The 14,254-nt window shown below is 31.0% G+C and carries 14 protein-coding genes and 1 pseudogene; 8 read left to right on the forward strand and 7 right to left on the reverse strand.

Features of this window, described 5'->3' with window-relative positions; translation table 11 throughout:
• A partial coding sequence (locus tag JGH11_RS15190; protein WP_201113225.1) for a hypothetical protein occupies positions 1-197 on the forward strand: 197 nt, incomplete at its 5' end.
• A 113-nt stretch (positions 198-310) separates the two neighbouring features.
• On the opposite strand, the gene JGH11_RS15195 is transcribed toward JGH11_RS15190, so the two are convergent.
• The 7 genes from JGH11_RS15195 to JGH11_RS15225 form a co-directional block, all read right to left on the reverse strand.
• A complete protein-coding gene (locus JGH11_RS15195; RefSeq protein ID WP_201113227.1) occupies positions 311-2,743 on the reverse strand; it encodes an ABC transporter permease in 2,433 nt (810 codons plus the stop codon).
• 16 nt (positions 2,744-2,759) lie between these two features.
• Positions 2,760-4,004, reverse strand: coding sequence for an efflux RND transporter periplasmic adaptor subunit (locus tag JGH11_RS15200; RefSeq protein WP_201113229.1), 1,245 nt, complete (start codon positions 4,002-4,004; stop codon positions 2,760-2,762).
• 3 nt (positions 4,005-4,007) lie between these two features.
• The gene (locus JGH11_RS15205; protein WP_201113231.1) at positions 4,008-5,510 is read right to left on the reverse strand and encodes a TolC family protein; all 1,503 of its coding nucleotides are present in this window, start codon (positions 5,508-5,510) and stop codon (positions 4,008-4,010) included.
• A 24-nt stretch (positions 5,511-5,534) separates the two neighbouring features.
• Complete coding sequence (locus JGH11_RS15210) at positions 5,535-6,200, reverse strand: ABC transporter ATP-binding protein (RefSeq protein ID WP_201113233.1); 666 nt, start codon at positions 6,198-6,200, stop codon at positions 5,535-5,537.
• Between the two features lie 101 nt (positions 6,201-6,301).
• Positions 6,302-6,862, reverse strand: coding sequence for a DUF5024 domain-containing protein (locus JGH11_RS15215; protein WP_201113235.1), 561 nt, complete (start codon positions 6,860-6,862; stop codon positions 6,302-6,304).
• Positions 6,863-6,879: 17 nt separating this feature from the next.
• Positions 6,880-7,386, reverse strand: coding sequence for a hypothetical protein (locus tag JGH11_RS15220; protein ID WP_201113237.1), 507 nt, complete (start codon positions 7,384-7,386; stop codon positions 6,880-6,882).
• A gap of 3 nt (positions 7,387-7,389) precedes the next feature.
• Positions 7,390-7,872, reverse strand: coding sequence for an RNA polymerase sigma factor (locus tag JGH11_RS15225; protein ID WP_201113239.1), 483 nt, complete (start codon positions 7,870-7,872; stop codon positions 7,390-7,392).
• A gap of 233 nt (positions 7,873-8,105) precedes the next feature.
• Here JGH11_RS15225 and JGH11_RS15230 point away from each other — a divergent pair, with 233 nt between their 5' ends.
• The 7 genes and pseudogenes from JGH11_RS15230 to JGH11_RS20290 all read left to right on the forward strand — a co-directional run.
• Positions 8,106-9,446 (forward strand): radical SAM/SPASM domain-containing protein, encoded by a 1,341-nt coding sequence (locus JGH11_RS15230; RefSeq protein WP_201113241.1) that lies wholly within the window; start codon positions 8,106-8,108, stop codon positions 9,444-9,446.
• Between the two features lie 61 nt (positions 9,447-9,507).
• Positions 9,508-9,759 carry a hypothetical protein gene (locus tag JGH11_RS15235; RefSeq protein ID WP_201113243.1) on the forward strand — a complete coding sequence of 84 codons (252 nt, stop codon included), beginning with the start codon at positions 9,508-9,510 and terminating at the stop codon, positions 9,757-9,759.
• Positions 9,760-9,773: 14 nt separating this feature from the next.
• Entirely contained in the window at positions 9,774-10,010 is a 237-nt protein-coding gene (locus tag JGH11_RS15240) for a hypothetical protein (protein ID WP_201113245.1), read from the forward strand.
• 31 nt (positions 10,011-10,041) lie between these two features.
• Positions 10,042-10,278, forward strand: a complete 237-nt coding sequence (locus JGH11_RS15245; RefSeq protein WP_201113247.1) for a hypothetical protein — start codon at positions 10,042-10,044, stop codon at positions 10,276-10,278.
• Positions 10,279-10,354: 76 nt separating this feature from the next.
• Positions 10,355-11,575 carry a hypothetical protein gene (locus tag JGH11_RS15250; RefSeq protein ID WP_201113249.1) on the forward strand — a complete coding sequence of 407 codons (1,221 nt, stop codon included), beginning with the start codon at positions 10,355-10,357 and terminating at the stop codon, positions 11,573-11,575.
• Positions 11,565-13,757 (forward strand): O-antigen ligase family protein, encoded by a 2,193-nt coding sequence (locus JGH11_RS15255; protein ID WP_201113251.1) that lies wholly within the window; start codon positions 11,565-11,567, stop codon positions 13,755-13,757. The genes JGH11_RS15250 and JGH11_RS15255 overlap by 11 nt, the downstream gene beginning before the upstream one ends.
• 181 nt (positions 13,758-13,938) lie before the next feature.
• Positions 13,939-14,254: pseudogene (locus JGH11_RS20290) on the forward strand (hypothetical protein); the annotation flags it as partial.

Below are 14,254 nucleotides of genomic sequence, written 5' to 3' on the forward strand. Positions count from 1 at the left end.
TAATGAAATCCGGATCAACGGCTGATCGATTGAAGTGGCTGGAAGAATCATTCCCTAATAACAAGGACAGTATTCAAACGAAGGTATTGGAATATGAAGATGCTATTCATAAACAGGCACAGGCTATTGTGCGGAAGAACTTGAATGATGAGGAGATGAAAAATCTGAATGAGAAAATTGACGAATTGCAAAAATAAAATAGCCTAATATCTATAAAACAGAAATTGCCGAAAATAGCAATTTCTGTTTTATCATTTTTATAATTGAGTTTATATTTAATAAACTTTTTTGTTTTTTATTAATATATGAATTATTCAGAGGATAATGTCTCTGCTGGAGAATAATGCGAAGCTTTGTAGGCTGGATACCATAAACTTAAAAAAGAGAAAAATAACATAACCGCAATCGCTGTTAAGATTCCTAATATTTCAGTCCTTATAAAATTATATAAAAAAAATGATAATAAAAGCCCAGGAACCATCGCCGCCATTGTAAATAATAGATTTTCAATTAGTATTAGCCATTTTAATCTAAATTTCGTAGAGCCTACAGCACGTCTTAAAGCAAATTCTGTCTTACGTTTTTGAATATTAAGCCAAAAATGCCCAAATGTTCCTAAAAAACCAAAAATGAGGAAAAATAATGTAGGTATCGTCTGAGCGATTAGAGGGCTGGCTCCTTTAATAAATTGTGCATTTTTATATCTATTCAAATCAAATATTACGGCTTCTAAAGCAGATCCACGCTCACATCTACGCATAAATGTCCTGTAATATTCATTTGTAAAATCATCCTTATTTAAATCATTATCTAAGCGAACAGAAAAATATCCAGAAGCTGTCATACCCAAATTAGAGAATTCTTTAGAAGGAATTACAATGCCAATTTGAGATTCTTTGAATAGATCTTTCTTTATCCCTGAAAGAACACCGATTACATGGGTTTCCAATGAATAATTTTCTCTAATCGGAAGAGTTATTTTACGATTCACTCCATTATCCCAATGAAGCGAATCAGCGAGTTGGCGGGTTATAATAGAAGGCATTAACTCGTATTCATTATTATTAGAGAACCATTCTCCTTCGTCTAATATTGGTTTGAAAACGTCTAAAGCTTCTGGGTCTGCCGCCATAAAATCAAGATTCATTATTTTGTCATCTATATTCAAGGTAAATATTACATTATCAGCAGTTGCTCCATAAGGAATAAAATTATGCGACTCACTTATTTTCAGCACAAAATCTTTTTTAGTGAGCTCTTCATTAATTGCAGACATATTTAACTTTGTTATAGCAACATCACGCCAGTTAAATTTATCATTTTGTGCACTTGCTGAATACCCATATATTAAAATATTTTTTGTATCAAGCATCCCAGGAGAACGGATTATATCTATCATTTTATATATTGATACAATACAAATCATTATTGCAAAAAATATGACTGCTTGTTCAATATAGATCAATAAAGAACTTTTTTTTCCTTCCGATAAAATTTGGCCTCCATTATCATCTCCTTTTAGCATTACTGAAATGTTCTTTTGGGACACTTTATAGGCAGGGATTCCTCCGAACATAAATGCGAAAATAATCGCTATTGGTATTATTACAATTATAAAAACCCATGGATTTATTTTAGCAATAAGATTAGATCCTTCGCTTATCCCTAAGTCAAGCAACTTATTTTCTATTAATTCTATAACAGGAAAAACTAATGCCAATCCCACCAATGCTCCAGTAATTACGAGTAAAATAGTTTCGGTCATAATTCTCATAAATGCTTGAGTTCTGGTTGAACCCATTGCTCTACATATTGCAATCTCTTCTGTACGGTTGTCAGTATTGACCTTATTTAGTGCTAATATATTCAATGCAGGGACTACCAATAATATAAAGATTATACCAAAAACCCCATATTTAAACATTTCACCTCCTAAAGATTCTATGATTTCTTCCCTAACAGTATAAACTTCAGCAGGTTCAATAATATCTTTGTCTTGCTGTTCAAAATGATAATGAATTCCCTTCCATACCTTTTCTTTCATTTCACTAACTAACATCTCCTGAGGAAACATATATTCTATTACATAATTCATCCAGCCGGAAGGAACACCTTTGTTATATTTATGTGGAACCCATATGCCGCTCCATTCATTACCTGTAATCAAAGAAAAATTACCAATAACCCCTATTACATGGTATGTATTACCCTGAAACTCTATTTCTTTATCAATAGCATCTTTCACACTTCCAAAATAACGTATCGCATTACTTTCTTTTATTACAGCTACAGGTTTAGATAGATTATAATCATCGTCATCAAAAGCTCGACCCTCTATAAACTCAAAATCTTTTATTCGCCAATAATCAGAATTTACAAAATTAACAATAACTGATTTTAACTGACCATTGATCAATGGGTTAACAGATTCCATATGCGATATACCACAAGCTTCATAATCTTTTATTAGGTTATTAAGATTCATGATATCTCTTTCCAGAAAAAAATATTTTTTGTTCCATGCATGATCAGGACCGGCATCTCCATAGAAAAATTCCAGTCGTATAGTTCTATCTGCATTATTTAGTGGGGGATCATTGCTAATTATCGTATATGAAAGTTGAATAACGATAATAATAAATATAAAAGTTATCACTGTACTTAGAAAACAAAATATGGCATAGGCTTTGTTATGCCGGATATTATGTAATGCTATATTGAAATATTCACGTATATGATTCATTATCTGCGCCTTTAGATCAATCAATAGTTAACTGTATATCGTTCTTATATTTTGACATATCACTTATTATAACTTTGTCTCCCTTATTTAACCCCTCCATAATTTCTACTTTTTCAAAACTACTTTCGCCTAATATTACAGTTTTTTTGAATGCTTTATCTCTAATTAAAATCCAAAGTAGATATGAACCAGGCCCATGGTAATATGACTTATTATCAAGTCTCAAAATATCTTCTTTCATAGATTCTATAACATAAACATCAACTTTTAAGCCGGTCCTGAGTCTCTCATGATTGTAATCATCTAGAGTTACTGTAAAGTTTATCATTCCATTCTCGACTGAGGGTATGACATTTCCAACTGTTCCAGAAAGAATCTCCTGCCCAATCCTGATAATAGCTTTGTTGCCAGTGGTTATTTTCTTTGCATAATTATCAGAAATATTAGCATCAACTTTATAATTATTTAAATCAGAGATAATTGCAATGCGTTCACCTTGTGAAACTGTTGAGCCGATTTGGTTGTTCACCCAAACAAGTGTCGCGTTTTGAGGAGATAAGATTTGAGCTTCAGCCACTGTCTTATTCATAAGACTCATATTTTTAAGTGCAGTATTGTAATCTAGTTCCATAACTTTATAATCTGCTTTGGACGAATTCATCTGTTTTTCTTGTCTAGATTTTAACTGTTCTAATTGCAGCTTTTGAACACTATAATCAAGTTCAGTTTGTTTTACTTTGTCTGCAGTACTTGCACCTATACTATCTAAATAATGCTCATTCCTTAATAGAACTTCTGTTCGCTGCAGTTTCATTTCATCAATTTGAATCTGCTTTTCCAAATCAAAAAATTCTTTTTCTGCTTTAGCGCGAAATGATTCCATATTTGCACGCTTTATTTCCAAATCATTTTCCATCTTTTCTAAATCAGCATTTGTTAAAGTAAGATCAAGCTGAATAATAGTATCTGCTGCAGTTAATAACTCCCCGGCTTGTTTATAGATCTTCAATATTTTCGATGTTACTGGAGAAGTAATAATTTCTTCAGAAAGGGGTACAATTTTACCTGATGCACTTACCGTTATATTTAAAGGGCCTTGATCAACAGTTGATACTACAATTTTACTACGATCTATTGTTGGTTTAAACATACTCACAAGTAAATATGATACCATTATTACAACTGTTACACATGAGGATATACTAATTAATAGCTTTCTATGACGTTTTTTTAATACTTGATGCGATATTTGCTTATCCATAAATTATTTTAGACCCTCATAATTATTAATAATGTCATTTTTCCTTTTAAAATCAAACAGAGTAATTTGACGTATAGAATAATAATATAACCAAGAAGCATATAATTGATTTATATAGTTACGCCTCGCTGTTTCTTGTTCATTTTGTGCCATATTAATATCAAGAACACTTATTCGTCCTAATCGAAAAGTTTCAAAAACGGTTTGATATCTTTTTTGTGCTATTTTATTTGCTTCTTCTGCAATTATAGTTAATTGTTCTTGATCCTTATATGAATTATATGTAAGGAATATATTATTGTCAAAATCTATCATTTGTTGATCAAGTCTATTTTTCTCTACCTTAGCCTGAGACTCAGCCAACTGCACCCTTCCTTTTCCTTTTCCCCAATCTAAAATTGGAATTCTTATACCTAGAGAGGCTACTTGCCTATTCTGAAGGTCTTTATAGGCACCGGAGAAATTGCTATCAGTACCAGTATAGCCCAAGGACATAAATAGATTAAGCTGGAACCCTCTTTCGATTTTTGCTTGAGCTATTAGTCTCTGTGCTTCAAGTAACTTCCACGAAACATTATGAATTAAAGGATTATTCTTATTAGCAAGAGACCTTATTTCTTCAATAGACATATCTATCATTGGAAATTCTTCAGGGATTTCTGGAATTATTATACTTTCATCATAGATATTTAGGAAAATTCTAAGATTTGCCATTTTTCGTTCAAAATCTTGACGACGTGTCACAATTTCAGCTTTAGCATTTAGTTTTCCAAGTTCAAGTTGCATCATATCATTTTCTGATATAAGTCCATGTTCTCTTTTCGCTCTAGCAATTTCATAAAGTCGTATAGAGTTCCTATAATTTTGTTCTGCAATATTGCTATTAACAGTAGCTAATAAAAGATCAAAATATAGTTGGATGGTCTTAATCGCAATAGCCTCCATATTTACTCCAAACTGCTGCTTAGCTTCTCTATATTTCTGAGGTTCTATTTTCTTTGACCAATATAGAGGACGAGCTGTAATTATCGGCTGTACATATGTTAATTCAATAGGTATAGAAAGCCATCTACTTTTCCTATCTCCATCAAGTTGCTCAATCCGCTGTATTTGAGACTGTACAGATACTTGTCCTCCAGTAAAAGGGATATTTTGAGTGAGAAACAAACCTCCTTGCATTGAAAGGGAACTACTCTTGATAAAATCATATGTACCATCCTCTTTCAAATATGAGCTAATAGATGTATTGAGATTTGGTGCAGAACCATCAAATATTAAGGATGGTAATAAATCTGCCTTGAAATTTTTATATTGCCAATGAGCAATTTTTATTTGATCTTTTATCACTAATGCGTCTAAAGATTTAGTACCTGCTATATTAATGGCATCTTCCAATTTTAACATTAATGTGTCACCATCTGTTTTTGTGAAAAATGGGATAGAAAGCTGCGGATAAGTAGGCCCAATATTGAATAAAAGAAAACAAACAAGTATATAGTTTTTCATAAAATAGAGTATTACAGAAAAATATTATTGTACTCTTTTGCCATTAAGCAATTTTACTATTCGACTGGTTTGTTTTGCAATATTTACATCATGAGTTACCATTACTATAGTAACTCCTTCTTTATTTAGAGTTTTAAGAATTTCCATGATTTCAGCACCCATAGTGCTGTCAAGATTTCCAGTTGGTTCATCAGCGAGTATAATTTCTGGTTCTCCAATGATTGCTCGTGCAATAGCAACCCGTTGACATTGTCCTCCTGAGAGTTGAGATGGATAGTGTTTAATTCGATGAGCTAGTCCAACTTTTTCTAATACGGTTATTACTCTATCTTTCTTATCTAGACTTGCTCTCTTTTTTCTATAGGTCATAGGTAGCTCCACATTTTTTTTTACAGTCATAGACCGAATTAAATGAAAATTCTGAAAAATGAAGCCTAATTTCATGTTTCGCATATATGCCAATTCCTTTTCTTTCATTCCTCGAGCATTAACTCCATCAATACTAAGATTTCCCGACGTAGGATTATCTAAGAGTCCTATAATATTAAGTAATGTTGATTTACCACATCCTGATGGTCCCATTATTGAAACAAACTCTCCTTTTTCAATCGTTAAATTAATATTAAGAAGTGCCTGTGTTTCTATCTCCTTAGTATAGAATATCTTATTTATGTTCTCTAAAATTATCATGCGTATTGGAATTAATGTAAAGATGATGAATGTATAAATTACAAAATATCTGAGGTCTAATACCTGCCTAATCTGATAAACTACATAATTAATCCTGTTAATTATTTATTTGGAATGGTTTGAACATCGAATCCTATTTTTCGAGCTTCTTCAGCAGTCATTTTCTTACCGTTTATATTTACGTATCCATTTTTCGGAATTAGAATTTTCATTTTTTGAGTGTCGCTCTTACGAACACTAGAAGCCAGATCTATTTTTTTTTCTGGTTCTTCAACCTTATTTTTTATATAAGTAATCTTAGCATTAGAGCCATCAGTTATTTCATAACTATATGTTTTTTGCTCTCCCTGCGAATAGAAAACTAACATCTCAGAGATTATTTTTTCTCCTTTTGTTGCCTGACTCACCATTGACATCGATGCTTTTGGCTGATCTTTTTCGAAAGCCCGAATAAATTTATTCACGAGACAAGAGTCATCCTTAATATACATAATTGTTGAATAAACAGGGGCCTTCCTTTTCTTTTCAGGTTGATAGACTATTGATTTTGTGAGATTTCCATTTTGCTCACCTTCTTTTAGAACCTTATCTATGTTAGACTGGGCCCCAGCTCCCAACAAAGTGAATAAAAACATAAATATAAATATTAATAATCGTTTCATATTTTTTTATTTATTGGTTAAATTCTTGTTTTTAAATTTTCTTCTAGATATATATTTAGCCCTTCAACATTATTAATTTCAAATAAAATCTGACTAATCTCTAATTGTTTTCTCATTATTTGTTGTAATTCTTCTTCAAGTTCTGGTTGAATAATTTTCATATCTGTAATCACGGCTCCCTTATATGAAATGTAACTACCATCTAGATGATTAGGTGAATTATCTTTTTGCATCTTTGCATTAAATAGAATGAGTGTAGTAACTATACAAGCGACAAATCCCCAAATTATTGGTACTAATTTTTTATTATTTGCATACTTATGGATTGTAGATTCATTTGAATCCTTGAAGGAATGTTCTTTAATATTTATAGTATAGAAATTGAACATATCCTTGTAACGGACTAAATGAATGGGTATGTCTTCCTCTTTGAAAAAATCAAATAGTATTTTCTCTTCAATATTTGTTGTATCTCCATCTAAAAACTTGCTAATAAGTCCTTCTATATATTTTACTTTTTTCATAATCTATCTTAAAAAGTTTTCATTTATTCTGCGTCTTGCTCTTGAAAGGTGCATACGTATAGATTCTTTCGAACTCCCTGTAATTTCAGCGATTTCATTTACTTCATATTCATCTACATGTTTCATTAAAAAAATCTGTTTTTGTAAAGATGGAAAATTATCTATAATTTTTAGGATTTCCTTAACCTCATCTTTTAATTCTATTTCAGAATTCAGGTCTTTTGATGTAGATAAAGAAAGGATATCTAGTGGCTCCATCCTCTTCTTTTCCTTAAGTTGATTTAGAGATAAATTTTTAGCAATCATCACCGAGAGTCCTGTTACATTTGGATGGCTTTTAAGCTCATCTCTCATCTTCCATAATTTGAGAAATGTCTCTTGAATAATATCTTCGACATCTCTATCATCTTTTAATAATAGTCTTACATGCTTTGTAAGCAACCCTTTTAAAGACAATATTGAATATTTGAAATCTTCTATATCCATCCTTCTTTTCTTTTATAACAAATAAGTTCGATAAAACATAACATTTTAAGTTAAAAAAAAATGTTAACTCTGTGTAAAATTGAAAAATTATGTTTACGTTTGCAAATATACAACAATAATTAACTTAATTAACTTAATTAACTTAATTAACTTAATTAACCAACCCTATGTCTGAGCCTACTTATAAACTTTCATTTTACACTATTCATACAAAGTTAGAAGACAAAAAAGTTATGCTAGTTCATGGTTATACAGGTGCGATAGATATTGCATCCGAATCCCTCCTGTCATATTTACAATCCAGTAAAACTCTTTCTTCCGATGAAGCACCTTTCTCAAGAGAGACGTGGGATATCCTGGTAAAAAGAGGATACATTACCCAAAAGAGTAAAGAAGAAGAAAAACAATATATCGCTCGTATGGCTGATGCCTTACATCGTAGAAATAAGTTATTTAATAATTTTACAATTATACCTTCGTACGACTGTAACTTTCGATGTTCCTATTGTATTGAAAATATTATTTCAGAAAAAGGTACAGGATGGTCGAAAAAAACTTTTACAAAAGAAATGGCTGATAAAGCATTTGATGCTATGACAGTAATTAATCCCCATATGGAATTCAAAAACAAGCAAATCTTATTATATGGTGGAGAACCATTGTTAAAGGAAAATAAAGAAATAGTCACTTATATAGTTAAAAAAGGATATGAACTCGGGTATAAATTCAAAGCAATCACAAATGGGTATGAAATAGAACATTTTCAAGATCTATTATCTTCGGATATGCTATACACTCTTCAGATTACAATAGATGGTAATAAATTCTGGCATGACCAAAGAAGATACCATTATAGTGATGGAGGAACGTTCGATAGAATTATTAAAAATGTTGGAATTGCCCTAGAGCATGGAGTAGGAGTCGGCATCAGAATAAATACAGATAAAAATAACCTTGAAAGCATAAATGAATTGAAGCAATTATTTGAAAATTTAGGTTATTACAATTACAAAAACTTATTCTCTGTTCATGTTGGATGGCTTCAAGATACAGAACAAGAGTCACAAAAAGTCGATAAAAATAATAATATTCAATTTTTTAGTTTTAAAGAACTAAATATAGAATTAAAATCGAGAGATATAGAAGTGTCTGACCCTTCAAATAATCTTTTTAATAATCTCTATCATGCTATAAGTAGAAAAACACATATAACGCTCAATCCAACCGGGTGTAGTGCTCAGTCTGGCGCGTATGTGTTTGGGCCAGAAGGATACATATACAACTGCCTGGAAGTAGTTGGAAGAAAGGAGTATATCTTAGGTGATTTCTCCGAGAATCATACAATAAATTGGGATGATGAAAATAAAAATAGATGGCATTCTACTCATATCGCCACTATACCTAAATGCTCTAACTGTAAGTATGCTTTATTGTGTCATGGAGGGTGTCCTTTGAAAACTATTGAAAATAAAATAAATTTAACGTCATGTGAAAGTTTTCCGATATTATTCAATATGGCGGCAAATAAAGCATATAACAGCTACTTAGAAGAACAGGCGAATCAGAAACATTAGGATATTTACATATTAATGGGAGAAACAATCATTTTGTATTATAAATTAAAAAGAACGAAAAATGAAAAAAAATGAAAAAAAACACTTTGCAGAAGAATTAATTTCTTTAAATGAGGATTTTTATACCGAATTCTCTATTCATGAATTAGAAACGAGACTAGAAACCGACCCTCTATTGTTTGTCGATTTCTTTCAAGAATCCATTATGTCTGCGGATGACTACAATTGTAGCGTTGCTGGGGCATTGAATGTATGTACCCCTAATGCAAACCTAAATGTTTGCACAGTAGCCGAAGCTCTTAATAAACCCTAATTACTAAAAAGTATATGAAGAATAAAGAAAAATTACTACTGTCTCTAAATGAAGATATTACAACAGAATTTGCACTAGTTGAACTTGAAGCCCGATTAGAAACAGACCCTTTACTAGTAATTGAATTGTTTGATAATATGGCTTCATCAAGCCCTGATGATCAGTGGGGTATGCATTGTACGGTTCCAGGTGCGATGCACATTTGTACTAATACAGAAATATGTACAGTCGCTGAAGCAAACATTTCTTAATTATTTATAAATCAAATAGCTGTAAATGTTTATGAAAAAAAAAGATTCGAATTATGAACTATTGTCTCTGAATGGAGATTTACAGAATGAATTCACAATTCAAACTTTAGAACTTCGCCTCGAAACAGACCCGCTATTTTTGGGGAGTTTTTTTCAGGAAATGGCCGCTGGTGATTGCAATCAACTTCTGAATTGCACTGCTCCTATGGCTTTGACAGTTTGTAGTGGTAACCACCATCTATGTACAGCCGCTGAAGCATTATATTAATATGCAGAAATATCCTAATGTTACAATCAAGACATAATGATTTATGTAAAATATTTTTTAGTTAAAAGTGTAATGAATGGTTGATTTTGATGAAATAAAGAGTTTTGAGGTGAGTGATTTCGATACATCAAGTCTTATTGAAAAGTATGTTGTTTGCTATAGAGGACGATATTTTGAAGTAAATAAGGCAGTTACAGGATTGATAGAGTTGATGAAAAACTGTAGCTCTAAAGAAGAAGTACGTCTACGTTTCTCTTCAGAGAGAGGTATGGATATTACAGAAGAGCAAATGGATAAGGTAATTAATAAATGTATTACTCCAATTATTGAGTCCCATAAAGCACCCCAACCTAAGCCGTTCTTAGTGAAGTTTGAGCTGGTTTCTGCAAAAATGGTATCTGTTGTTTCAAAAGTACTAAAATATCTAATTAATCCACGAATAGCATTATTGTTAATTGTAATAATTCTCACTCTACATACTTTTTTCTACACAACGATGACTGACCTAGCCTTTGATCTTAGTGAACTAAGTGTTCTGGGTATGCTCAGTACTTTATTAATATTCATACTTTCTTCTTGTTTTCATGAACTTGGACATGCTGCAGCGTGCCAATACTTTGGCATCGGTCATGGAGGCGTCGGATTTGGGCTATATTTAAATTTTCCTGTTTTTTATACAGATGTTTCTAATGTTTGGAAACTCTCGAGAAATAAAAGACTGGTTGTAAATATGGCCGGAGTATATTTCCAATTGATATTTCTTATACCTTTTATTATTTATTATTTTTTAACAAGTGATCCAATTGTCAAATATCTCATAATCACTGTCAATTTCAACTTTCTCATAACACTTAACCCATTTTTTAAATTTGACGGCTATTGGATGGTCTCGGATATCTTAGGAGTACCTAGTTTAAGGCTACGCACCCAAGAAGTATTCAAATATTACTTGTGTAAATTAAGAAAAAAACCAACAGGGGAAAAGCCTTTCCTTTTCTCTATGACTAAAGGAAAAAAAATCTTTATGATCATTTATTCAGTTATCATGAATGCTTTCTTTATCCTTGTCTTTTGTTATATTATTCCTCTTTTTATATATCAATTTATTGATACATTCCCAGGGTTGGCAAAGGAATTGATACACCAAATATCGTCGGGTTCTGCTCCGTCTTTTCAACTGATAAAAAGGATATTCTCACAAATGATAATAATGGGATTTATGACTTTTGCAATATATAAAATATTGAAACCCAAAATTGTTATCTTGATAACAAGAATAACAAATAATGGAAAATAGTAAGACTAGGTCTATTCGTTATTATTGGATGGTATTGCCTATATCCATAGTATTTGCTTTGCAAATTTCTGGTTATGAAGATTCAAACTCCGTATGCTTACTCATTTTAGGAGTAGTATTCTTATTAGGTTGGCAATATAGAAACACACAATTTAATATATTTGATATCATAATCCTTAGCCTCTGGGTATATGAACTAGTCTTGTTATTTACTTCTATAAATTTTATTGCATCTGTAAATTATTTCAAAGCCTTAACAACATCTGTTACTTTTTATTTTATTTTACGTACTAGTCTATCCCGAGAAAGAAGAATGGATTTATTCTTGTTTTGGAGTTCATTATTCATTGCGTTCCTCTCTATTATTGGATTAGTTGCTTTTTCATCATTCAAAGAACGTATTTATGAAGGAGGATTTACTAACTTATATGATTTTAGATCTCTTTTTTTACCATTAGGTAATATTTCCAATGTATGGTCTAACATGTTGTTAGGATTTTTGGGAATTATAATATTATCGTTATACAAGAATCGGAATACAAAACGTTTTTATATATTACTACTAGCATCTCTACCTGTTTTGTATTCCCTTATTGTCTCTTTTTCGAGAGGCATATATATAGCGACTTTATTTACTCTTGTTACATTATTTGTAGTGTTTTATATAACCAAGTTTATCAAAAAGTATAAGTTAATAATCGGATTGGTGTCTTTCTTATCAATTTTTATGATAACTAGCAGCGAGTATAAGTTTGAAATACAGCGGACCTTTGAAATGACCAAAACGGTTTCACAACAGAGAAGTATAGAGGGTCGAGTTAATACAGGAAATATAGCATATTTAATTTTTTTAGATAATCCATTAGTTGGTGTAGGAAGTGGAAATTTTTCTTTAGCTGCTAATGTACATTCTTATGAAAACAATCCTCACACATATACAAATAATGCTTCAAGCTTTATCTTTCAGCTCATTGTTGAAAAAGGACTTGTTGGAGTTCTATTGTGGATGAGTATTCTTTTACTAACCCTTGTGACTATATTTCAAACAAAAAACTACAAAGTAGAATCCATAATTGCATTTATATTTATATTTGGTTTATTCATTCGTGAATTGACTTTTCCTGTATTATTGGACAATTTGGGTTTACAAATAATAATTTTTACTTACTTTGCCATTATACAGAATAATAGAAAAAATAAAATACGAAAATGTTACCCTGCTTCTATCAGGAGGACGATCAGATTATTCCCATTAGTTATTTGGGGCTTACTATATACATTTCATTATTTTGAAGCAGAAGATATAAAAAATAACTCTAAATGTATTTCTTTGATTAATAATGATCTACCTAAAGCTTTAGAGTACATCAATAAAACCAGGGAAACGACTCCCTATCTAATTAATAAAGCGACGCTATCATATAAGATATATCTTAATACTAAAGATACGAATTACCTTGTATTCGCAGAATCTCTTTTAAAGGAAGCGAATAAGAAAAACCCCATTGATTTTCAAATCACTAATAATCTAGCAATTATTTTGAATGAGAATAAAAAATCAAAAGAGGCTTATTTATTATTAAAAGATTTAACGGAGAAATTTTCCGAAAATCCACAGTTTCAAATATCAATGTATCAATTAATTGCACCCATCGACAAGGGGAAAGCTTCAAAGTATTTAGTCAAAGCCATTTTTCTTGAACCAAGCCTATTGGAAACGTCTCTATGGGCTGAAACGATAAAAGACTCTCTTTTTTCAAAGATGATAAATTCTATGATATCAGAAAGATTGTATCAAAAAGAAGCAGATAATCCTCTAGAGCTTGCACGGAATGCAAGAATATTTATGGAATTAAAAGATACTGTTTTAGCAAAAAAACATCTAGAGTATGTGGTCGAAATAATGCCGAATTTGCCCCGACCATGGGCACATTTAGGAAAGATATATTATGATGAAGGGAATAAAGAAAAAGGGAAAAAATGCCTCATCGCTTCTTTGGCGATTGACCCTTTGGATAATATAACTAATAAATATTGGACATACTATACCGGAGAAAAGAGAATCACACAGACTGACAATAAATTTTCATCTATGTATTCAATATACTATGCGAAATACCGAAAATGGTATTGCTCCATGCCTATTCATTTGGATGATTTCTCCAAAATAGTTATTAGATAGAAAACGCTGAAAATCCTCAATAAATTACATACATTTAGAAGATTAAAAATAAATAAAAATACCAAGATTCAAGTGTTGACGGAATAAGCGGAGACACAATTGTCCATTTTATTTCTAATATTATAAATTTTATACTATCTATATTTCATTTAATATTCACTTTTTATTATATGATAATATTATGTGTTTTAGATTAATTGTTATAAGTTATATTGTGCTTTCTCTATCGTTTGTATCTTGCGTGAAAAAGGAATACCAATCAAAAGAGATAAGATTCGCTCTTGAGATGGCGGGGAGTAATAGAATAGAGCTTGAAAAAGTTTTAGCACATTATAATCATGATCCACAAGACTCATTAAAGTTAAAAGCGGCTATTTTTTTAATCGTAAATATGCAATATCATTATTCTCATGTAGATACCGCATATATGAACATTTTTTATTCTAAAATTGATTCTGCATATTCTTTTTATAAGGATAAATCAGAGAATATTAAAG

Source organism: Dysgonomonas sp. Marseille-P4677, assembly GCF_016652235.1.
Lineage (GTDB): Bacteria > Bacteroidota > Bacteroidia > Bacteroidales > Dysgonomonadaceae > Dysgonomonas.